The sequence below is a fragment of the Desulfomicrobium aestuarii genome (assembly GCF_055385525.1).
In genome coordinates, this window is record NZ_AP042427.1 from 3,636,105 (window position 1) to 3,657,106 (window position 21,002).

Sequence of the window (21,002 nt, forward strand, 5' to 3'; positions counted from 1 at the left end):
GGGATTGACGGGAAAATGTTCTGTTCACGGGGCGTCAACGGTTGTCGTGCGGGCCGGCGGGCCTGACAGCGGGTTTACCCCGATTGTAACCATTTCAACGGATTAATGACTTTCTGTTTAAAACGCAATTCGAAATACAGGCCGTCACCCTTGGCGGCCGGATAGAAGCCGCAGACCCCGATCTGCTGCCCCTTCTCCACCTCCCGACCGACCGGCAGGGGGGCGTCCGACAGGAAGGCGTAGAGGGAGTAGTAGTCCTCGCCGTGGAAGACGATGACCACCTGGCCGAAGCCGCGCAGCTGGTCGTTGTGCACGACCTTGCCCCAAGACACGCTGCGCACGGGCGTGCCCGCCGGGACGGCCAGGCCGATGCCGTTGCTGGCGGGGTTGCCGTCGGGGTTGAAGGACACCACGCGTTTTCCCTTGGCCGGCCACTCCAGCTTGCCCTGGAGCTTGGAGATCTTCTTTTCGGACTGCAGGCTGATCTGGTGGCGAAGGTTGGCGATGGAGCCCATGAGGCCCTGGATCTCCTTCTCGCCCTGCTTCTTCTGCGTCCTCACCTCTGCCAGCTGGCTCTCGAAGCGCGTTTTGCGCTTGTCGAGCTCGGCCCGCGAGGCCTTGATCTTCTCGACCTGCGCCGCGACTCCGGCCGCTTTCTGGTCGAGGGCGGACTGCTCGTCGGCCACGGTCTGGCTCTGGCGCTCGATCTCCTCCCGCAGCGCCTGGGCCTGACGATACAGGGCCGTCAGCCATTCGCCGCGGCGGTTGGACTCGGCCCACTCTTCGGGTGACGCGAAGCCCTCTTCCCGGGCTTTGAGATAGATGGGCCACAGCGTCTGCATCATTTCGGCGAGCCGCTGCGATGTCTTCTCCCGCTCGGCCAGTAGGGCCGTCAGGCGTTTCGCGCCCTCGTCCTGCTCCTTCTTGAGGACGGCGAGCTCCTTCTGGAGTTTGTCGAGGTTCGCGGCCGCCTCCTTGAAGGAGTCCTCGAGCTTGGCCAGGTCCTTGTGCAGGCTGCGTTCCTTGGCCGTCAGGCTTTCGATGGCCTTCTTGCGTTCGGCGAGCTGCTTGCTCTTGGCCGACACCTCGTCCTCAAGGGATGCGAAGGCGGGCGCCGAGAGCGCAAGGAGCGCGCACAGAACCAGGAGCGCGACGGCGCAAACGCGCAGCACAGGGAGTGGTGACGGCCGTTTCATCGGTTTGCGATGATGCTTTTTCCACCCCAGGTCAAGGGGCTTGGGGCTCCAGAAAGCGGGACAGGGGGCAGGTCCGGCATTTTCCCTCCTTCTTGGCGCACCAGGTCTTGCCCGTGCGCACGATGAGGGCGTGGAACTCGTTGAAGAGGGCCGTGTCCGGGAGCAGCGCGTCCATGAAGACGTCCCGCAGCTCGTCGTAGCCGACGTCCTCGGGAACGATCATGTGGCGGTGGAGGATGCGGCGGGTGTAGGCGTCGACCACGAAGGTCGGGTGCCCCAGGGCGTAAAGGAGGATGGAGTCGGCGGTCTCCGGCCCGATGCCCGAGACCCGCAGGAGCGATCCGCGCAGGGCCAGGGTGTCGGCGTCCCGCAGTCGCTCCAGGTTCAGGTCGCAGGCGTCTTCCAGAAAATCGAGAAAGTTGCGCAGCCTGGCGGCCTTGATGCGGAAGAACCCGGCCGGCCTGATCAGCTCTTCGAGTTCCGCAACGGGCAGGTCACGCAGCGCGCGGGCGCCCAGGAGGCCGGCTGCGCGGATGTTGGCGATGGCCTTCTCCACGTTGGACCAGGCCGTGTTCTGGGTCAGGATGGCGCCCAGGGCGATCTCGAAGGGGGTGTCTCCCGGCCACCAGCGGCTGGGGCCGAGGGCTTCGGCCATGGCGTCGTAGTAGGCCAGCAGCAGGCCCCGGCGTTTCATGTCCGGAAGACGAGCAGCGCCCATTCGCCCGAGAACGAAATCTCGGGGGCCGGCAGTCCCTGGCCCATGTAGGCCTCGGCCACGCGGTCGGCCTGCTCGCGCAGGATGCCCGAGAGGACGAGCACGCCAGGCGCGGCCAGGCGGCCGACGATGTCCTCGGCCATGTCGATGAGCGGGTTGGCCAGAATGTTGGCCAGGATGCAGTCGAAGCGTCGGCCGGCGGCGATGGAATCGATGCTTCCGACGCCGAGTTCGAGTCGGTCTTCGACGGCGTTCAGGGCTGCGTTCTCCCGGGCGTTGTCCACGGCCACGGGGTCGATGTCCAGGCCCAGGCCCGCGAGGCCGAGCTTCGCGGCGGTGATGCCGAGGATGCCCGAGCCCGTGCCCAGGTCCAGGAAGGACTGCCCGGCGGCGATGACTCCCTCGGACGTCAGCGTGTCCAGGGCGCCCAGGCACAGGGCCGTGGTCTGGTGGTGGCCCGTGCCGAAGGCCATCTTGGGCTCGATGACGATGGGCTGTGCGCTCTGCGGCTCGTCCTTGAGCCAGGACGGCACGACCACGAAGCGCGTGCCGACGGGGATGGGCGTGAAATACTTCTTCCAGGCGCTGTTCCAGTCGGCGTTGTCCACGGACGTGGTTTCCAGGGTGACGTCCGGGCAGGCGTCCAGCAGGGCCGCCTCGGTCTCGGCCGACTGTTCCGGGCGGTCGAAGTGCACGGTCAGCCGGCGCAGACTGTCCTTCAGGCCTTCGTCCTGCCAGCCCCAGGGCGTGTGCATGTACAGCAGGGCGGTGACGAGGTCGTCCCTCTCCGGGGCGTAGGAGATGTCGAGGCGGGTGAGCTTATTTTCCATTTGTTCTGGCCTGATAGCGGGACATGCTCCGCTCGAGTTTGCGGCTGAAGGCGGTCAGCACCCAGCAGATGACGAAGTAAAGGAGCGCGATGGCCAGGAAGATCTCCATGGGCGCCTTCATGGTCCGGGTGTAGATGTGCCGCGCCGAGAGAGTCAGCTCGTTGACGTTGATGATCATGGCCAGGGACGTGTCCTTGGTCAGGGACACGAACTGGTTGACGAAGGACGGGATCATGTTTCGCAAGGCCTGGGGCAGGATGACGTGGATCATGGTCTGGGTGTGCGACAGGCCCGAGCCGCGGGCGGCCTCGGTCTGGCCCTTGGGGATGGCCAGGACGCCGGCGCGGACGATCTCGGCCACGTAGGCCCCCGTGAAGACGATGAAGGCCGCGATGGCGCTCTCGGTCTCGGGCACGGCGTGACCCATCAGGATGGGCGCGAAAAAATAGAACCAGAAGATGACCATCAGAAGCGGCGTGCCGCGGATGACCTCGATGTAGAACAAGGCCGGCCAGGTCAGCCACGGCTTCTTGGAGAGGCGCATGAGTCCGACGGCCAGACCGATCCAGAAGGCGCCGAAGATGCCGATGACGGCCATGATGATGCTCATGGCCAAACCGCCCAGGGGCCCCTGCGGGTAGGCCCCGAAGAGCAGGTAGTCGAAATTTTTCCAGACCACTCCCCAGTTGGAGAAGAGGCCGACGAACCAGGTCACGAATGCGTCCATGCCCCCCTCCTAGCGGCTGCTCACGCGCAGGCAGCGTTTGTTGTACTGGTTGATGGCCAGGGAGACCAGAAGCGACAGGGACAGGTACATGAGCGTCGAGACGGTGAAGGCCTCGAAGCCGTGAAAGGTGTGGGCCTCCACCTGCCGCGCCATGTAGGTCAGCTCCATGACGCCGATGGTCATGGCCAGGGAGGAGTTCTTGATGAGGTTCAGGAACTGGCTGATGAGCGGTGGGATGATGATCCGGAAGGCCTGGGGCAGTATGACGTGACCCATGGCCTGCATGAAGCTCAGGCCGGTGGCCCGCGAGGCCTCGAGCTGGGTCTTGGGGATCGACAGGATGCCCGAGCGCAGCTCTTCGGCGATGAAGGCCGCGGTGTAGGTGCTCAGGGCGATGACGCCGGTGGCGAACTCGATGTTCTGCCTGTAGAGCCATTCCTTGAAGAAACCGGGCAGCATGGGGTCCGAGCCGAAGTACCAGAAGAATATCTGGACCACCAAGGGCGTGTTGCGGAAAAACTCGATGTAGCCCACCGAGAACCAGACCAGCGGCTTGACCCTGGAAAGGCGCATCACGGTCAGGAGCGTGCCCATGAGCAGAGCCAGGATGATGGACAGCCCTGATAGCTGCAGGGTCACGGACAGGCCGTCGATGAACCACCTGCCGTATTCGCCGGAAAAGATGAGTGCCCAGTTGAACTTGTAATTCATGCGCGCCTGTGCGGGTCTCGGGGTGATCGTGGGGATGCGGCCACCCCGTCTGGGATGGCCGCACTCTTCGTCGGGAATTGCCGCTTAGGGCCAGATTTCCATCTGCCAGGTCAGCGGGATGTAGAACTTGGTCTTCTCGCCGAACCACTTGTCGTAGAGCTTCTGGTATTCGCCGGACTTCCACATCTCCATGAGGGTGATGTTCACGAAGTCGCGGAAGTCGGAGTCGTTCTCGGGCAGGCCGATGCCGTAAGGCTCGGCGGCGATGTCCTCGCCGACGATGGCGAAGTTGTCCGGGTTCTCGTCGGAGTTGCGGATGCCCAGAAGGATGGGGGCGTCGGTGGTCACGGCCACGACCTTGCCCTGCTTCATGGCCAGGAAGGCCTCGGGGTAGGTCTCGAAGGACACGACTTCACAGGCGGGCTGGGCCTTCTTGACGTTCTGCTCGGAGGTGGAACCCTTGGCCGAGCCGACCTTCTTGCCGGCCAGGTCGGCCACGGACTTGATGCCCGAGTCCTTCTTGACCAGGAGCTTCTGGGCGGCCGGGAAATACGTGATGGAGAAGTCGACCTTCTCTTCGCGCTCGATCTTGTGGGTCATGGTCCCCGCGATCAGGTCGATGGCGCCCTGCTCCAGCATGGGGATGCGCGTGGCGGAGGTTATGGGCTTGAGTTCAAGCTTGACGCCGAGCTTGGCGGCCAGGGCGGCGCAGATGTCGGGTTCGAAGCCGACGAGCTGCTTCGTGTTCTCGTCGACGTAGCCGAAGGGCGGCTGGGAGTCCTTGACGCCGGCGATCAGCGTTCCGCGCGCCTTGATGTCGTCCAGTTTGCCGGCGAAGGCGCCGGGCAGGCCCAGGAAGAACGAGGCGACAACCATCAACAATGCCACTTTCCACATTTTCGTCATGACACTTTCCTCACGTTGCAGGTTTTATGGGTCTAGAGAATTTCTCTCAGGAACGCCTTGGTCCGCTCATGCTCCGGATTGGTGAAGAAATGTTCCGGTGTGCCGCGCTCCAGGATTTCGCCGTGGTCCATGAAGATGACGCGGTCGGCCACCTCGCGGGCGAAGCCCATTTCGTGGGTCACGCAGAGCATGGTCATGCCGTCGCGGGCCAGGTTCTTCATGACGTTCAACACCTCGTTGATCATTTCCGGGTCCAGGGCCGAGGTGGGCTCGTCGAAGAGCATGATCTGGGGCTGCATGGCCAGGGCCCGGGCGATGGCCACGCGCTGCTGCTGGCCGCCCGACAGTTCCACGGGGTACTTGTGGGCCTGGTTGCCGATTCCCACCCGGTCCAAGAGGCGCAGGGCGGTCTTCTCGGCTTCGTCCTGGGAGACCTTCTTGACCTTCATGGGGGCCAGGGTGATGTTCTTGAGCACCGTCAGATGAGGATAGAGATTGAACTGCTGGAAGACGATGCCGATCTCGGCGCGCAGGGCGTTCAGGTCCTGGGATTTGTCCGTGATGTCGCGGCCGTTGATGACGATCTCGCCGTTGTCCACGTCCTCGAGGCGGTTCACGCAGCGCACGAGGGTGGACTTGCCGGATCCGCTGGGCCCGCAGATGACCAGCACCTCTCCCTTCTCCACGGTCTCGTTGATGTTCTTCAGGACGTGAAAGTCACCGAACCATTTGTTGACATTGCGGAATTCGATCATGGGCATGCATGGGTCCTGTCGTGATCGGGGTTGATGCGGTTTGGCGATGCCCAGGGGCAACGATGGAAGCAAGAAACCCTATTTGGCCATGGCTTTTTTGTCAAATCAGCGCGGTGGAAAGCCGTTCGGGATGTTTTTCAGCCGGTGGATCAGGCGAGGTCCGGGATTGCGGACTGCTGGAATGTCAAGGTGTTGTGGCTGGTTCTGCGGGCAGGGCGTAAAGAAAAGGCCAAGGAACCGGAGTTCCTTGGCCGAATCGGTGACAATTTTGGAAATCAGACTGTGGCCAGGACGGATTCCAGGGCGTCTGCGAAGGCGTCAAGCTCCTCCTCGGTGATGACCAGCGGTGGGAGCAGGCGCAGGACCGTATCCTGGGTCAGGTTGAGGACGAAACCCTTGTCCAGCAGCGCCCTCCAGACGTCCGCCCCGGGGGCGGTCAGTTCGATGCCGACCATCATTCCGTGCACGCGCACGTCGGCGATGCGCTCCGGGAACCTCTCCCTGACGGCCGCGAGCCTGCCGCGGAGGTGTTCGCCCAGCTGTGCTGCGCGACCGCAGAGATCGTCGCGCTCGATGATCTCGATGACCTTCTTCGCCACGGCCGAGATCAGTGCGTTGCCGCCGAAGGTCGTGCCATGGCTGCCGGGGGGAAAGCCCTTGGAGACCTCCTCGGTGCACATGACCGCGCCCATGGGCAGGCCGCCGGCCAGCCCCTTGGCCACGGTGACCACGTCGGGCCGCAGGCCCAGATGCTGGTGGGCCCAGAATTTTCCGGTGCGGCCAACGCCCGTCTGGATCTCGTCGATCATGAGCAGCACGCCCCGCTCGGAGCACAGGGCGGCCAACCCCCGGGCATAGTCCTCGGGCAGCGGTTTGACCCCGCCTTCGCCCTGGATCATCTCGATGAGCACGGCGGCCGTGCGGTCGTTCATGGCGGCCTTCATGGCGTCGAGGTCACCGAATGGCACGGTCACGAACCCTTCGGGCAGGGGGCCGAAGCCGGTCTTGATCTTGTCCTGGCCCGTGGCCGTGAGGGTGGCCAGGGTCCGGCCGTGGAAGGAGCCCGTGACGGTGATGATCTCGTAGCGCTCCTGGCCCCGTCCCTCGCGCATGTAGCGCCGGGCCAGCTTGATGGCGCCCTCGTTGGCCTCGGCCCCGGAGTTGCAGAAGAAGACGCGTTCGAGGTGGCACGTCCCGATAAGCTTCTTGGCCAGTTCGACCTGCTCCTCCTGGTAGAAGAGGTTGGAGACGTGGATGAGCTTCTTGGCCTGCGCGCAGATGACATCCACCAGTTCGGGGTGGGAATGTCCCAGGTTGCAGACGGCTATGCCGGCCAGCAGGTCGGTGTAGACCTTGCCTTCGGGGGAGAAGAGCCTGGTGCCCTGTCCGCGGTTGACGGCCAGGGGGTAGCGTGCATAGGTCCGGCAGAGGGCCGCCGCGTCGCATTTCTGTATTTCTTCGGAATTCATGTCGCACTCCTGGTGATGATGTCAGAGGGAACCTGTGTGCCCGAATCCTCCGGCGCCGCGGGAGGTCTCCGTGAGGGACTGCTCGGCAACGATGATGGCCCGGACGATGGGTTGGAACACGAGCTGGGCGATGCGCTGGCCGCGGGTCACGGTGCGGGTCTGGTCCGAGGTGTTCAGCAGGCTGACCAGGATCTCGCCGCGATAGTCGGGATCGATGACGCCCACGCCCTGGCTGACCACGAGCCCGTCCTTGGTGCCCAGCCCGCTGCGGGAATAGACAAAGCCGGCCACTCCCGGCATCGTGCATTCCACCGCGATGCCCGTGGGGAATCGGTGCCGTCCCCCCGGGGGAATTTTGACCTCGGCTTCCGCCATGCAGGCCCGCAGATCGATGCCCGCCGAGCCCTCAGTGGCGTAGGCGAACTTCTCCGGCGGGCAGGTTTCCGAAAGGAAACGGACTTTGACCTCAACCGTGACATTTCCGGCACAGGGATTCATTTCTTCTCCTTGGCATGCTAGCAGTCGAAGCGGACGCATGCAGGAACGCGTCACATTTTCAATACGGGGGAATTATGCAGCCAATGCATGTGTATACGGTCGTACCCAAGCTTCCGGAGAAGCTCCAGCCCCTCAAGCGGCTGGCCGCCAATCTCTATTTCTCCTGGCAGCACGAGATCGAGGACCTCTTCGCCCAGATCGACAGGGACTTGTGGGAGAAGAGCGAGCACAACCCGGTCTGGTTTCTGAACCACCTGCCCCAGAGCACTCTGGAAGAACTGGGGGAGGATGAATTCTTTCTGGATCGTCTGTCAACCATTGTGGCGGGGTTCGAGAAGTACGTGTCCCGGCGCGGGCCCATGACGGGCCTCGAAGCGCAGGAGGAGGGGCCCGTCGTGGCCTACTTCAGCGCCGAATACGGCCTGGCCCAGTGCCTGCCCGTCTATTCCGGGGGCCTCGGCGTCCTGGCCGGTGACCATCTCAAGTCGGCCAGCGACCTGAACATTCCCCTGGTGGGCATCGGCCTGTGCTACCAAAGGGGCTTCTTCCGGCAGTACCTGACCCACGACGGCTGGCAGCAGGAGCGGTATCAGGCCAACGATTTCGAGCAGATGCCCCTTTTCCCGGTTCTCGACACCGACGGATGCCCCCTCAAGGTGCGCATCTACATGCAGGGCAAGCCCCTCTATTTCCGCATCTGGCGCGTGGAAGTGGGGCGGGTGCCCCTCTATCTCATGGATACCAACCTTCCCGAAAATTCCCCGGAGCGCAGGGAACTGACTTCCCAGCTGTACGGGGGGGACCTGGAGATGCGGCTCATGCAGGAGTACCTGCTGGGCATCGGCGGCATCAAGGCCCTGGGGGCCCTGGGCCTTTCACCGCGGGTCATCCACATGAACGAGGGGCATTCGGCTTTCGCCGGTCTGGAACGCATCCGCGCCCTGATGGCCGACCGCAACCTGTCCTTCGAGGCGGCCCTGGAGGTCGTGGCCCAGAGTTCGGTCTTCACCACCCACACGCCGGTTCCCGCGGGCAACGACCGCTTTCCGCCCGAGCTCATGTCCAGGTACTTCCAGGAGTACGCGTCGGACCTCGGCCTGTCCTGGAAGGTCTTCCTGGCCCTGGGACGCGAAGACACCCGCAACGACGCCGAGCATTTCTGCATGACGGTGCTGGCCTTGCGCCTGTCGCGCTTCAACAACGGCGTCAGCCGCCTGCACGGCAAGGTCTCGCGCCACATGTGGTCCAAGGTCTGGCCCCAGTACCCCGAGGAGGACGTGCCCATCGGCTCCGTGACCAACGGCATCCACTTCCCGACCTGGGTGGCCCCGGAGATGTCCGTGCTCTACGACCGCTTTCTCGGCCAGTCCTGGCGCGAGGACCCGGACTGCGAGCGCGTGGGCGAGAAGTTCGGGTCCATCCCCGACATCGAGCTGTGGCGGACCCACGAACGCCTGCGCGAGCGGCTCGTCGACTTCGTGCGGCGACGGCTCCAGCAGCAGATCATGTCACGGGGCGGCCGGAGCTGGGAGCTCGAGGTTGCGGACAACGTGCTGAACCCCGAGGCCCTGACCATCGGCTTCGCCCGCCGTTTCGCCTCCTACAAGCGGGCCTACCTGCTGCTCAAGGACGCCGATCGCCTCAAGCGCCTCGTCGCCGATCCCGCCCGGCCCGTGCAATTCGTCTTCGCGGGCAAGGCGCACCCGCGCGACAACGAGGGCAAGAAGATCATCCAGGACCTCGTCAGCCTCTGCCAGTCCAGCGAGTGCCGCCTGTCCATGGTCTTCCTCGAGGACTACGACATGCAGGTCGCGCGCTATCTGGTCCAGGGTTGCGACGTGTGGCTGAACAACCCGCGCCGTCCCCTGGAAGCCTGCGGAACCAGCGGCATGAAGGCCATGGCCAACGGCGTGCTGAACCTGAGCACCCTGGACGGCTGGTGGGACGAGGCCTGGCGGCCCGACAACAGCGTGGGCTGGGCCATCGGCAACGCCGAGGAATACGACGACGTGGAATACCAGGATTTCGTCGAGAGCCAGACCCTCTACAACATCCTGGAGAAGGATCTCATCCCGCTCTTTTACGACCGGGCCCAGGGCTCCTTCCCGCGGCGCTGGGTGCAGAAGATGAAGCAGGCCCTCAAATCCTTGGGGCCGGTCTTCAACGGGCACCGCATGGTCGAGGAGTACACCAAGCGGGCCTACCTGCCGTCGAGCATCAGCTACGGCAAGCTCGCGGTCGACGGCTACCGTCCGGCCATGGACCTGGCCGAGTGGCGCATGAACCTGCTGACCCACTGGGGGAACCTCGACATCCGCAACGTGCAGTGCAACACCTCCCTGGAGATGTTCGTCGGCGAGAGCCTCGGCGTCAGCGCCGAGGTCCGGGTCGAAGGGCTGTCCATCGAGGACATCCGGGTCGAGATCTACACCGGGCCCCTGGATCACACGGGGGGCTTCGCCAGCCGCTCGACCTTCCCCATGAGCCCCGAGGAACGCACCGTTGACGGCTGGTACGTCTACCGCGGCAAGGCCATGCCCATGGCCACGGGCAAGTTCGGCTTCACCGTGCGCATCCTGCCCAACCATCCGCTGCTGCGCGACGCCCACAGCCTGGGGCTCATCTACTGGGCCGACGAGCACTCGTCCCAGGGGCAGGCGTAGCCCGTGGCCAAAGGCATGGAGCGGGCCGATGTGGTCCTGGCCGAGCAGGGCCTGGCCGAGAGCCGCGAGAAGGCCAAGCGGCTGATCATGGCCGGGCAGGTCCTGCTGGTCCTGGGCGCATCCAGGACCCCCGTGGCCAAGCCGGGGCAGCAGATCCCGCGCACGGCGGTTCTGGAACTGAAGGAGTCCGAGCGCTTCGTGTCCCGCGGTGGCTACAAGCTGCTTACGGCCCTGGAGCGTTTCGGGCTGGACGTGACGGGCATGGTCGCCCTGGACGCCGGGGCTTCCACGGGCGGGTTCACGGACTGCCTGCTGCAGTTCGGGGCCGCGCGGGTCTACGCCGTGGACGTGGGGCACGGGCAGCTGCACTGGAAGCTGACGCAGGACCCGCGCGTGATCAACATGGAGCGGGTCAACCTGCGCCACGCCGCGCCCGACCTGCTGCCCGAGCAGGTGGATCTGGTCGTGGCCGACTGCTCGTTCATCTCCCTGCGGCTCATCCTGCCGCCGTGCCTGCAGTTCCTCAAGGAGGGCGGCCAGGTTCTGGCCCTGGTCAAGCCGCAGTTCGAGCTGGGGCCCGAGCACGCCGTCAAGGGCGTGGTCCGGTCCGAGGAAATGCAGCTCGCGGCCGTGGCCCAGGTCCAGGACTTCGCCCGCGACGAGCTGGGGCTCGTGCCCCTGGGCGTGGTCCCGGCCGGCATCAAGGGCCCCAAGGGGAACCAGGAATACCTGCTCCACCTCCGCCGCTGACCGCGGCTTTGCCAACGGGGGCGGTTCCGGGTAAAAGCTGCCCTGCCGGTTCAACCTCAACCACCATGCACACATGCCCGACAGATATCTGACCGACGGCCGCAAGGCGCGCCTCAAGTCCGTGCTGGCCCAGCGCCAGCACGACCTGACCTTGGTCCTGAACAACATCCACGACCCCCACAACGTGTCCGCCATCCTGCGCAGCTGCGACGCCTTCGGCGTGTTCGGCGTGCACCTCTACTACACCAAGGAGAAGTTCCCCTTTCTGGCCAACAGTTCCTCGGGCTCGGCCAAGAAATGGGTCGAGCTGACCAGGCACCGCGACGCCGGGACCATGGTCGAAGGCCTTCGGGCCGGGGGCATGCAGATCGTGGGCACGGGCTTCAGCCCATCGGCCCGTCCCATCATGGACATCGATTTCACCAGGCCCACGGCCGTCATCCTCGGCAACGAGCACCGCGGCATGGACCCCGACGTCAAGGCCCACGTGCCCGACGAGATCTTCATCCCCATGTTCGGCATGGTGCAGAGCCTGAACGTCTCCGTGGCCGCCGCGGTCATCCTCTACGAGGCCATGCGCCAGCGCCGGGCCGCGGGGATGTACGGGCAGAGCAGCCTGGACGATGAGGGGTTCGAGGCCATATACGCCGAATGGTGCAAGCGCGGCAAAGACTACTAGCCGGGGCCAGGCCCCTGGAGACGAGATGGCGGGAAACACTTTCGGCACCGTGTTCCGGTTGACGACCTTCGGAGAATCCCATGGACCGGCCCTGGGGGGCGTCGTCGACGGCTGCCCGGCGGGCGTGATCATAGACGAGGCGGCCATCCAGGCCGAACTCGACAGGCGCAGGCCCGGGCAGGGCGGAATCGCCGTCACGGCGCGCTCCGAGCCCGACCGCATCCGGCTGCTGTCGGGCGTGTTCGAGGGCCGGACCACGGGCACGTCCATCGGTTTCATGGTCGAGAACACGGACCAGCGCTCACGTGATTACGGGGAGATCAAGGACGTCTTTCGGCCCGGCCACGGCGACATGAGCTACACGGCCAAGTACGGCCTGCGCGACTACCGCGGCGGCGGGCGGTCCTCGGGCCGCGAGACCGTGTCCCGCGTGGCCGGCGGGGCAGTGGCCGGGGCTTTCCTGGAGACGCTCGGCATCTGCGTCATGGCCGGGACCGTCGAACTCGGCGGGATCGCCGCGGGCTGCGTAGATCTGGCCGGGGCCGGTGAGCGTCCGTTCTTCGCCGCCGACGGCGGCGTCGTGGCGGCTTGGGAGGAGCGCGTGCGCGAAGTGGCCGGCCAGGGCGACACCCTGGGCGGCATCGTCGAGATCCGGGCCACGGGCGTGCCGGCCGGACTGGGCGAGCCTGTCTTCGACAAGCTCGACGCGCGGCTGGCTGCGGCTCTGATGAGCGTCGGCGCGGTCAAGGGCGTGGAGATCGGCGCGGGCTACGCGGCCGCGCGCATGCTCGGCAGCCAAAACAACGACGCCATGGGCGCCCCGGGCTTTTCCTCCAACAACGCCGGCGGCATCCTGGCCGGCATCTCCAGCGGCCAGGAAATAGTGGTCCGCGCCGCCGTCAAGCCCATCCCGTCCATCGCCCTGGAGCAGCGCACCGTGGACCGCTTCGGCGCCGAGAGGACCATCCGCGTCGGCGGCCGCCACGACATCTGCGCCATCCCGCGCGTGGTCCCGGTGCTGGCCGCCATGGTCCGCCTGACCCTGGCCGACATGGTCCTGCTGCAGCGGCGCATGGGTCAGGGCGGATGAGCGTGCCCGTGGGCTTCGTGCTGAAGAAGGCCCTGGGACTCGCCTTCATGCCGCTCACGGTCTGCCTGCTGCTGTTCGCCCTGGGGCTGGCCTACATCCTCCTGCGCCGCTCCCGGGAAGCCCTGGCCCCCTTCGTCATCGGCTCCGTCCTGCTCTACTCCCTGTGCCTCAATTCCGTCTCCGGCTTCCTGATCCGCCCGCTGGAGAGGGCCTACCCCGCCCTGGACCTGGCCAGTCCGCAGGTGGCCGGCAAGGCAGTCAAATGGGTCGTGGTCCTGGGCTCCGGGCACTGGACGGACCGCTCCCTGCCGCCGGGGGCCATGCTCGGGGAGGACGCCCTGTACCGCCTGACGGAAGGGCTGCGTGTGGCGCATCGCTTTCCCGGGTCCATTCTCGTACTTTCGGGCGGGAAATACCGCGACGAGCAGACCAGCGCCCAGGTCATGGCCGCGGCGGCCGCGGGCCTGGGCTTCGACCCGACGCGCATCGTCCTCGCGGACCAGTCCCTGGACACCCATGACGAGGCGCAGAGTGTGAAGGGCCTGGTCGGGGAGGACGTCTTCGTCCTGGTGACCACGGCCTCGCACATGCTGCGCGCGGTCAAGCTCTTCGAGAACGCGGGCCTCTCGCCCATCCCGGCCCCGGCCTACTGGCGGTACAAGGGCGAACCCGAATATTTCCTGCCCTATCCCTCGAATATCCATACCTGCCACATGGCAGTGCACGAGTACCTGGGCCTGGCCTGGGCCTTCGTGCGCGGGCAGGTGTCCCTGGGCGCGCCGTGATCGACATCCTGCCCACCCTGGCCCTGTGCACCGGCAGGGACAACCCGGACAAGGCGCTGCTTCGGGCCTGGTCCCTGGTCCTATCCAGCCGCCGCTTCCTGAACCGCGCCGAAGGGGGGCGGCTCCTCGTGGCGCCTGCCCTGGCCCATCTGGCCGTGAAGGAGATCATGGCCTACGAGGGCGAGAACAGGCCGCGCGTGGTGCCTGCGCCCCTGCCCGACAATTCCTGGGTCTCGCTTCTGGTGGTGGGTCTCTTCGTGGTCGCGACGGTCTGGCTCGACAGCCGGGGCCTGGGCCGCAGCATGACCTGGCATATGGCCGGACGGGCCGACGCCGGGCTGATCCTCGGCGGGGAGTGGTGGCGGTGCGTCACGGCCCTTTTCCTGCACGCCGACGCCGGGCATCTGCTGTCCAACGCCGCGGCCCTGGCCGTGCTGGCCTCAATGCTCGGACGGCGCATCGGTTCGGGGCTGACCTGGGCCCTTTTCCTCCTTTCGGGGAGCCTCGGAAACGCCATGAACGCCTGGGCCCAGGCCCCGGATCACCTGAGCGTGGGCGCGTCCACGGGCGTCTTCGGCCTCATCGGGGTCCTGGCGGGTGGCGCGGGCAGGGCGCAGCGGCAGTCCCGCGCCCAGGTCCTGCTGCTGGCCCTGGGCTTCGGGTTCGGTTTCCTGGCCATGCTCGGCGCGGGCGAGGAGAGGGTGGACCTCGGCGCGCACCTCTTCGGCCTCCTGTGCGGGCTGCCCTTGGGGCTGCTGGTCGGGGACTGGCGGGGGGCCCATGGCTGGAAGGTCTGGCTGAACGCCATGGCCGGCGCGGCTGGCGCCGTGCTGACGTTCTGGGCCTGGACGAAGGCCCTGGCGGGTCCGGGCGGGTTCTGAAAGCGGCGCGGGGGGACGGCCCCCCGCAGGTCATGGGCGGGTCAGAATTGGCCGGTCCTGAGCAGGACCAGGGTGCAGGCGTGCTGCCAGGGGATGCCGGCCGCGTCCAGGGCCTGTTCCAGGGCCGGGGATTCCGTGCCCGGGTTGAGGATGACGCGTCCCGGCTTCAGGGCCAGGATGGCGTCCTGCAGCTGGGCGCTGCGCTCGGGGCCGACGTAGAGGGTCAGGGTGTCGACGGGGCCTTCGATGCTGCCCAGGTCCGGGGACACGGGCAGGTCCTCGATGACGGCCCGGCCAGGCGTGACCGGCACAACGTCGTGCCCGTACTCCTTGAGCATGCGCACGGCCTGGTTGGAATAGCGCTCGGGCTTGTGGCTGGCCCCGAGCACGGCGACTCGCTCGGCCATGGCTACGCCCCCGCCTTGCGGCTGACCATGACCTTGGCCGGACGCAGCAGCCTGTCCTTCAGCATATAGCCTTTCTGCAGCATCTGGCAGACCGTGTTCTCGTCCAGGTCGTCGCGCTCCGTCTGGCCCATGGCCTCGTGCACGGCGGGGTCGAAGGGCACGTCCACGGCGGCGATCTGCACCAGGCCGTGACGCTTCATGGTGTCGAGGAAGATGTTCATGGTCATCTCCACGCCCGTGACCAAGTCCTTGCAGGCTTCGGCCTGCCGGCCGTGGGCCAGGGCCAGGTCCAGGTTGTCCATGACCGGGATGATCTCCTCCAGGATGGCCGACGTGGCGAACCTGAAATACTCTTCCTTCTCGCGCGTCAGGCGCTTCTTGAAATTCTCGCCGTCGGCCAGGACGCGCAGGTTTTCCTTCTTCAACTCTTCGATATCCGCCAGGGCCTGGGCGTATTTCTCTTCCAGGGTCGGTTCCTGGATTTCTTCGACGGGGGTTTCGGCCTGAACTTCTTCGGGGCCGAGGCCTTCGCTTTCCTTTTTGGACATGAAAAACTCCTGATCCTTGAAATATTTGAGTAGTCGTTTCACGAAGCTCCCTAGGAGCGGGATTTGAGGCACTGACTAAGTATTTGAGCGGCAAAGTCAACCATGGGCACGATGCGGGCGTAGTTCATGCGCACGGGTCCCAGCACCGCCAGGGTGCCGTGGGCGCTGGAAAAGGCGCTGTAGGGCGAGGCCACCAGGGAGCAGCCGGCGATGCCCGGCATGTCCTCGGCCAGGTTGACGGACACGGACGCGCCGGCCGTGGTCTTGTCGAGGAGCTCCAGCAGCCGCGAACGCTCCTCGATGAGCCGCAGCAGCTCCTGGATGGTCTCCAGTTCCGTGAATTCAGGCTGGTCCGCGAGGTGGCTCGCGCCGCCGACGAAGACTTCGGGCGGCTCCTCCTCGGCCAGGGCCTGGGCGGCCAGCTCCCAGGCGCGGCGGTAGGCGTCGAGGGTCTTGCGGGCGCTTTGGAGCTGGCGCTCGATCTCGCCTCGCACCTCCGTGGTGGTGCGGCCCTCGAAGAGGCTGTTGAGGTAGTTGCCGTAGCGGATGAGGTCGTCGGCGTTCAGGGATTCGTCCATCTGGATCATGCGGTTGCTGACCAGCCCGCCCTGCATGACCAGCACGGCCAGGATCATGCCCGGCCGCAGGAGGACGAAGTCGATCTGCCGCCAGCGGGCCAGATCCTGGCGCGGCGCCATGACCACGCAGACCTGGCGGGTCAGGGACGACAGGGCCCGGGCCGCGCGGCGCAGCACCTGGGGCAGCTCGCCCTCGCCGGGAAGGATGTGCTCGTGCAGCCTGGACTGCTCGCGGCGCGACAGGGGGGCGAGCCGAAAGACCTGGTCCAGATAGTAGCGGAAGCCCCTGACTGTGGGAACGCGGCCGGCCGAGGTGTGCGGCTGCTGCAGGAGCCCTTTTTCGGTCAGGGCGGCCATGGTCGCCCGCAGGGACGCGGGGCTCAGGCCCAGTCCGGCGGCCAGGGTCTGGGAGGCCACGGGCAGAGCCGTCTCGACGTAGGTCTCGATGACCGCGGCCAGGACCTGGGTTTCGCGCTTGCCGAGGATCATGACAGGCAGTCTTCCCGGGAAAAGAGGAATTCGCGCAGGGCCTGCAGCCATGGCCGCGGGGTGATGCCCGTGGCGGCCGTGAACTTCGAGAGGTCCAGGACCGAATAGGCTGGCCGGACGGCCTTCTGCGGGTACTGCGCCGAGGTGATGGGCTTGACCCGGCAGGGCAGGTCCGCGCCGCGCACGGCCTCGGCGGCCAGTTCGCACCAGCTGGCCTGGCCGGAGTTGGCCAGATGGAAGAGACCCGCCGCCCCCGACTCCACCAGGGCCAGGGAGTTTGCGGCCAGGTCCGGGGTGTAGCTGGGGCTGCCGACCTGGTCGTGGACCACGGACAGCTCGGGCCGCGCGGCGGCCAGTTCGAGGATGCGGGTCACGAAGTTGATCTTGCAGGGGCCGAAGAGCCAGGACGTGCGGATGATGAGCAGGCCCGGCAGGCCAAGCGCCAGCAGCTCGCGTTCGCCCTGCAGCTTCGTGCTGCCGTAGACCGAGCGGGGGTCGGGCTGGTCCTCGATGGTGTAGGGGGTGGTCTTTCGCCCGTTGAAGACGAAGTCGGTACTGTAGTGGACCAGCCGTACGCCCGCGTTGCGCGCGGCCTGCCCCAGAACCAGCGGGAGCTGGCGGTTGAGGCGCGCGGCTTCGGACGGTTCGTCCTCGGCCTGGTCGACCTTGGTGTAGGCCACGGTGTTGAAGAGGATGTCCGCGCCGGTCCGGGTCAGATAGTCCTCCACGGCAGGGCGGTCGAAAAGGTCGAGGTCCGCGCGGCCGGGCGCGTGCACGGTCCAGCCCCTGCGGGTCATGGCCATGCACAGGGCCTGCCCCAGGAGCCCGGTCTTTCCTCCCAGGACGACGGCGCTCCTCACGCCTGCCTCGTCTTGTACCACGCGTCCATGAACTGGCGATAGGCGCCGCTCTGCACTTCGTCAAGCCAGGCCCCGTTGGCCTCGTACCAGGCCAAGGTGCGGGCCATGCCGTCCTCGAAGGTCACCTCCGGCCGCCATCCCAGGTCCGCGGTGGAGCGGGCGAAGGCCATGGCGTAGCGGCGGTCGTGGCCGGGCCGGTCCGTGACGAAGGTGATGAGGTCCTCGCTTTTGCCCGTCAGGCGCAGGATGGTGCGCACCACGTCGAGGTTCGTGCGTTCGGCGTCGCCGCCGAAGTTGTAGACCGCGCCGGGCGTGCCCCTGAAGAGGGCCGCCTCCACGCCCCGGCAGTGGTCCAGGACGTAGATCCAGTCGCGCACGTTCAGGCCGTCGCCGTAGACCGGGATGGGCTCGCCCCTGGAGGCCTTGAGGTAGACCAGCGGGATGAGCTTTTCCGGGAACTGGAAGGGCCCGTAGTTGTTGGAGCAGCGCGTGACGATGACGGGCATGCCGTAGGTGTGGAAATAGGCCCGGGCCAGGAGGTCCGAGGAGGCCTTGGAGGCCGAGTAGGGCGAGTTGGGCGCGAGCGGCGTGTCCTCGGTGAACTGCCCGGTGGGCCCGAGGGTGCCGTAGACCTCGTCGGTGGAGATGTGCACGAAGCGCGGGACCCCTGCCCGGCGGGCGGCCTCCAGCAGGTTCTGGGTGCCGACGACGTTGGTCGTGATGAAGGGGAAGGGGTCGCTGATGGAACGGTCCACGTGGGACTCGGCCGCGAAGTTGAGGACCGCGTCGAAGGGGAAGCGGGCCAGCAGGTCGGGCACGAGTTCCTGGTCGCAGATGTCGCCGTGCACGAAATGGTAGCGGCCGCCCAGATGCCTCTCCTCGACCTCGGCCAGGTTGCGGCGGTTGCCCGCGTAGGTCAGCTTGTCGAGGTTGACGATGGTCAGGTCGTCGCGGGCGGCGAGCATGTGCTGGATGAAATTGGAGCCGATGAAGCCGCAGCCTCCGGTGACGAGCAGGTGCATGTGTTCTCCGTGGTTCTTGACGGGAGCGTCATTGACGGCCAAGTGGTTGAGGGCGCTGCCCGGCGCCCCGGCCAGCCATAGAAAATATGCAAAGAGAATCCAAGATGCAAATTGCGCTTTACGAACCCGAGATCCCGCCGAACACCGGCACCATCGCCCGGCTCTGCGCCGCCACCACGACCCGCCTGAACCTGATCGAGCCCCTCGGGTTCAGCCTGGAGGACAGGTACCTGAAGCGCGCCGGCCTGGACTACTGGCCCCACGTCGACAAGCGGGTCTGGCCCTCGTGGGCCGCGTTCCTGCAAGGCCGCGACACCGGCCGCCTGGTCTTCACCAGCGCCCGCCAGGGCACGGCCTATCACCGTTTCGCCTTCGAGCCCGACGACATCATCGTCCTGGGGCCCGAGACCAGGGGGCTGCCGCCGGAAGTCCTGCAGGACGCTCAGCATTTGGTGCGCATGCCCATCTGGGGCCAGGTCCGCAGCGTCAATCTGGCCAACGCCGCGGCCGTGCTGCTCTACGAAGCCTACCGCCAGACCGGCGAACTGGACCGGCGCGAGGACTCACCGCAATAACGAGGAACCGCCATGCTCGAAGCCCTCTACGACCTGCCTCTGAACCTCTCCATTCTCGTCTTCCTGCTGGGCTGCGCGGCCCTGGACCTGCTCTTCGGCGACCCCGCGGACTGGCCCCACCCGGTGCGGCTGATCGGTCGGGCCCTGGACCGGCTCGAAGGGTGGGCACGGCGGTCATGGCTCGGCCCGCGGCTGGCCGGAGGCGTGGCCGTGGCGGGGCTGGCCGGGGCGAGCATGCTGCTGGTGCGCCTCCTGATGGGGCTCCCCCTGCTGGGCGAGATGCTGGCCCTGTACCTGGGTTATGCGGGCCTGGCCCTGGGCTGCCTGCTGCGCGAGGTCCAGGCCGTGCTGAACCTGCTCGAAAGCGGGCGCCTGGCCGCGGCCCGGGTGCACCTTGCAGGCCTGGTCAGCCGCGACACGACGGACATGACCGAGGAGGAGGTCCTGCGGGCCCTGGGCGAGACCCTGGCCGAGAACTTCAACGACGGCTTCGTGGCGCCCTTCTTCTGGCTGTCCCTGCTGGGACCGGCCGCGTTGTGGGGCTACAAGGCCGTCAGCACCGCGGACTCCATGTGGGGCTACCGCACGGAGCGCTTCGAGGAGCTGGGCAAGGCCGGAGCGCGCGCCGACGACGCGCTGGCCTGGGTTCCGGCCAGGCTGGCAGCGCTCTTGATATGGATGGCGGGCTGGATGCTGGGGAAAAGGGCGGCCTGGAAGGACATCGCCGCCGACGCCCGGACCATGGACAGCCCCAACGCCGGCTGGCCCATGAGCGCCGCGGCCCACGCGGCCGGCGTCAGCATGGGCGGCCCGACGCGCTATTTCGGCAAAATCAAGGACAAGCCCCCGCTGGGGCCCCAGGGGGTGATCTGGTCCGCTACGGGCATCCGCCGCATGCGCAGGGTCATCGTGGCGGCCGCAGCGGTCGCCGCAGCGTCGCTGACGGTGCTTGGCAGCACGCTGGCCTGGTGGAGCCTCTAGGCGTCCGCCAGCTTCAGCACTTCGCTTCCCACCGTCCCCAGGTGCCGCTGGGCAGATCCATGACGCCTTCCCCGCCGCGCAGGAGCATCTCGCCGCAGGACAGGTCCCCCGCCCCGAAGGTCTGCTCCAGGAGATTTCGCAGCACGATGGGCGTGAAGCCCGGGGTGTGCGAGGTCAGCAGGACGAAGAGCGGGGTGTCGCTCAGGACCTGGCGGACCAGTTCCAACGTCTCCTGCACGTTCTTCTCCACCTTGTAGAGCTCGCCGCGCTTGCCGCGCCCGAAGGACGGCGGGTCCAAGAGCACGCAGTCGTACTTGCGGCCGCGGCGCACCTCCCGCTTCAGGAAGGCCCCGACGTCGTCGACGATGAAGCGGATGCCCGCGTCCTGCAGCCCGTTCAGGGCCGCGTTGCCCCTGGCCCATTCGACCATGCCCTTGGATGCGTCGAGGTGGCAGCACTGGCCTCCGGCCCTGGCCGCGGCCAGGGTCGCGCCGCCGGAATAGGCGAAGAGGTTCAGGAAACGGGGGGGCTGGGCGCCCTGCGCCCCGGCTTCTCCGATCCTGCCGGCGATCCATTCCCACAGGTCCAGGGTTTCGGGAAAGATGCCCAGATGGCCGAAGTCCGTGGTCGAGAGGCGCATGCGCACGCCGCGGGCCGTGACGACCCACTCTTCGGGCAGCCGTTCGCGGCCGTGCCAGTTGAGCCCGTCCTTGCGGTCGAAGGTGGCGTTGGCCGAATCCCAGAGCTCCGGGTGCTTCGGCTGCCACACGGCCTGGGCGCAGGGGCGGGCCAGGATGACGGGGCCGAAGCGCTCCAGTTTCTGCCCGTTGCCGCTGTCGAGAAGTTCGTAATCGTCCGTGCTGCGCATGATGGCTCCATAAGCGAAA

23 protein-coding genes are annotated in these 21,002 nt (G+C 66.7%); 8 read left to right on the top strand and 15 right to left on the bottom strand.

The window, feature by feature from the left end; all coding sequences use genetic code 11:
* Positions 1 to 74: 74 nt before the first annotated feature.
* The 9 genes from ACZ5AC_RS16720 to dut all read right to left on the bottom strand — a co-directional run bounded on the left by ACZ5AC_RS16720 (position 75) and on the right by dut (position 7,807).
* Positions 75 to 1,172, bottom strand: a complete 1,098-nt coding sequence (locus tag ACZ5AC_RS16720; RefSeq protein ID WP_464248700.1) for a murein hydrolase activator EnvC family protein — start codon at positions 1,170 to 1,172, stop codon at positions 75 to 77.
* Between the two features lie 55 nt (positions 1,173 to 1,227).
* Positions 1,228 to 1,890, bottom strand: coding sequence for an endonuclease III domain-containing protein (locus ACZ5AC_RS16725; protein WP_464248701.1), 663 nt, complete (start codon positions 1,888 to 1,890; stop codon positions 1,228 to 1,230).
* Positions 1,887 to 2,741: a 50S ribosomal protein L11 methyltransferase gene (prmA, locus tag ACZ5AC_RS16730; RefSeq protein ID WP_464248702.1), complete on the bottom strand. Its 855-nt coding sequence runs from the start codon at positions 2,739 to 2,741 to the stop codon at positions 1,887 to 1,889. Before prmA ends, ACZ5AC_RS16725 begins: the two co-directional genes overlap by 4 nt.
* Positions 2,731 to 3,468 carry an amino acid ABC transporter permease gene (locus tag ACZ5AC_RS16735; RefSeq protein ID WP_464248703.1) on the bottom strand — a complete coding sequence of 246 codons (738 nt, stop codon included), beginning with the start codon at positions 3,466 to 3,468 and terminating at the stop codon, positions 2,731 to 2,733. The genes prmA and ACZ5AC_RS16735 overlap by 11 nt, the downstream gene beginning before the upstream one ends.
* 9 nt (positions 3,469 to 3,477) lie before the next feature.
* A complete protein-coding gene (locus ACZ5AC_RS16740) occupies positions 3,478 to 4,179 on the bottom strand; it encodes an amino acid ABC transporter permease (protein ID WP_464248704.1) in 702 nt (233 codons plus the stop codon).
* Between the two features lie 84 nt (positions 4,180 to 4,263).
* Positions 4,264 to 5,076 carry an ABC transporter substrate-binding protein gene (locus ACZ5AC_RS16745; protein ID WP_464250626.1) on the bottom strand — a complete coding sequence of 271 codons (813 nt, stop codon included), beginning with the start codon at positions 5,074 to 5,076 and terminating at the stop codon, positions 4,264 to 4,266.
* 41 nt (positions 5,077 to 5,117) lie between these two features.
* A complete protein-coding gene (locus tag ACZ5AC_RS16750) occupies positions 5,118 to 5,846 on the bottom strand; it encodes an amino acid ABC transporter ATP-binding protein (RefSeq protein WP_464248705.1) in 729 nt (242 codons plus the stop codon).
* 269 nt (positions 5,847 to 6,115) lie between these two features.
* Positions 6,116 to 7,309, bottom strand: a complete 1,194-nt coding sequence (locus ACZ5AC_RS16755) for an acetylornithine/succinylornithine family transaminase (protein WP_464248706.1) — start codon at positions 7,307 to 7,309, stop codon at positions 6,116 to 6,118.
* Between the two features lie 21 nt (positions 7,310 to 7,330).
* Positions 7,331 to 7,807 (bottom strand): dUTP diphosphatase, encoded by a 477-nt coding sequence (dut, locus tag ACZ5AC_RS16760; protein ID WP_464248707.1) that lies wholly within the window; start codon positions 7,805 to 7,807, stop codon positions 7,331 to 7,333.
* Between the two features lie 74 nt (positions 7,808 to 7,881).
* Here dut and glgP point away from each other — a divergent pair, with 74 nt between their 5' ends.
* The 6 genes from glgP (at position 7,882) to ACZ5AC_RS16790 (ending at position 14,655) form a co-directional block, all read left to right on the top strand.
* A complete protein-coding gene (gene glgP, locus ACZ5AC_RS16765) occupies positions 7,882 to 10,470 on the top strand; it encodes an alpha-glucan family phosphorylase (protein ID WP_464248708.1) in 2,589 nt (862 codons plus the stop codon).
* Positions 10,471 to 10,473: 3 nt separating this feature from the next.
* On the top strand, positions 10,474 to 11,220 hold the full coding sequence (locus tag ACZ5AC_RS16770) for a TlyA family RNA methyltransferase (RefSeq protein WP_464248709.1): 747 nt from the start codon (positions 10,474 to 10,476) through the stop codon (positions 11,218 to 11,220).
* Between the two features lie 73 nt (positions 11,221 to 11,293).
* Positions 11,294 to 11,899 (top strand): TrmH family RNA methyltransferase, encoded by a 606-nt coding sequence (locus ACZ5AC_RS16775; RefSeq protein WP_464248710.1) that lies wholly within the window; start codon positions 11,294 to 11,296, stop codon positions 11,897 to 11,899.
* Positions 11,900 to 11,924: 25 nt separating this feature from the next.
* Positions 11,925 to 12,989: a chorismate synthase gene (gene aroC, locus ACZ5AC_RS16780; RefSeq protein WP_464248711.1), complete on the top strand. Its 1,065-nt coding sequence runs from the start codon at positions 11,925 to 11,927 to the stop codon at positions 12,987 to 12,989.
* Positions 12,986 to 13,774: an ElyC/SanA/YdcF family protein gene (locus ACZ5AC_RS16785; RefSeq protein ID WP_464248712.1), complete on the top strand. Its 789-nt coding sequence runs from the start codon at positions 12,986 to 12,988 to the stop codon at positions 13,772 to 13,774. Before aroC ends, ACZ5AC_RS16785 begins: the two co-directional genes overlap by 4 nt.
* Positions 13,771 to 14,655, top strand: a complete 885-nt coding sequence (locus tag ACZ5AC_RS16790; RefSeq protein WP_464248713.1) for a rhomboid family intramembrane serine protease — start codon at positions 13,771 to 13,773, stop codon at positions 14,653 to 14,655. Before ACZ5AC_RS16785 ends, ACZ5AC_RS16790 begins: the two co-directional genes overlap by 4 nt.
* A 41-nt stretch (positions 14,656 to 14,696) precedes the next feature.
* Here the strand turns inward: ACZ5AC_RS16790 and ACZ5AC_RS16795 are convergent, their stop codons facing one another.
* The 5 genes from ACZ5AC_RS16795 to rfbB are packed head-to-tail and all read right to left on the bottom strand — an operon-like array spanning position 14,697 to position 18,559.
* Complete coding sequence (locus ACZ5AC_RS16795; RefSeq protein WP_464248714.1) at positions 14,697 to 15,062, bottom strand: CoA-binding protein; 366 nt, start codon at positions 15,060 to 15,062, stop codon at positions 14,697 to 14,699.
* 2 nt (positions 15,063 to 15,064) lie between these two features.
* Positions 15,065 to 15,610 (bottom strand): nucleotide exchange factor GrpE, encoded by a 546-nt coding sequence (gene grpE / locus ACZ5AC_RS16800; RefSeq protein ID WP_464248715.1) that lies wholly within the window; start codon positions 15,608 to 15,610, stop codon positions 15,065 to 15,067.
* Between the two features lie 50 nt (positions 15,611 to 15,660).
* Positions 15,661 to 16,677 (bottom strand): heat-inducible transcriptional repressor HrcA, encoded by a 1,017-nt coding sequence (gene hrcA / locus ACZ5AC_RS16805; RefSeq protein WP_464248716.1) that lies wholly within the window; start codon positions 16,675 to 16,677, stop codon positions 15,661 to 15,663.
* Complete coding sequence (gene rfbD, locus ACZ5AC_RS16810; RefSeq protein ID WP_464248717.1) at positions 16,674 to 17,537, bottom strand: dTDP-4-dehydrorhamnose reductase; 864 nt, start codon at positions 17,535 to 17,537, stop codon at positions 16,674 to 16,676. Before rfbD ends, hrcA begins: the two co-directional genes overlap by 4 nt.
* Positions 17,534 to 18,559: a dTDP-glucose 4,6-dehydratase gene (rfbB, locus tag ACZ5AC_RS16815; RefSeq protein ID WP_464248718.1), complete on the bottom strand. Its 1,026-nt coding sequence runs from the start codon at positions 18,557 to 18,559 to the stop codon at positions 17,534 to 17,536. Before rfbB ends, rfbD begins: the two co-directional genes overlap by 4 nt.
* A gap of 104 nt (positions 18,560 to 18,663) precedes the next feature.
* Between rfbB and ACZ5AC_RS16820 the strand changes: the two genes are divergently transcribed.
* The gene (locus ACZ5AC_RS16820) at positions 18,664 to 19,134 is read left to right on the top strand and encodes a tRNA (cytidine(34)-2'-O)-methyltransferase (protein ID WP_464248719.1); all 471 of its coding nucleotides are present in this window, start codon (positions 18,664 to 18,666) and stop codon (positions 19,132 to 19,134) included.
* 12 nt (positions 19,135 to 19,146) lie between these two features.
* Positions 19,147 to 20,115: a CobD/CbiB family cobalamin biosynthesis protein gene (locus tag ACZ5AC_RS16825; RefSeq protein ID WP_464248720.1), complete on the top strand. Its 969-nt coding sequence runs from the start codon at positions 19,147 to 19,149 to the stop codon at positions 20,113 to 20,115.
* A gap of 13 nt (positions 20,116 to 20,128) precedes the next feature.
* Here the strand turns inward: ACZ5AC_RS16825 and ACZ5AC_RS16830 are convergent, their stop codons facing one another.
* Positions 20,129 to 20,983, bottom strand: coding sequence for a class I SAM-dependent methyltransferase (locus tag ACZ5AC_RS16830; RefSeq protein WP_464248721.1), 855 nt, complete (start codon positions 20,981 to 20,983; stop codon positions 20,129 to 20,131).
* Between the last annotated feature and the right edge of the window lie 19 nt (positions 20,984 to 21,002).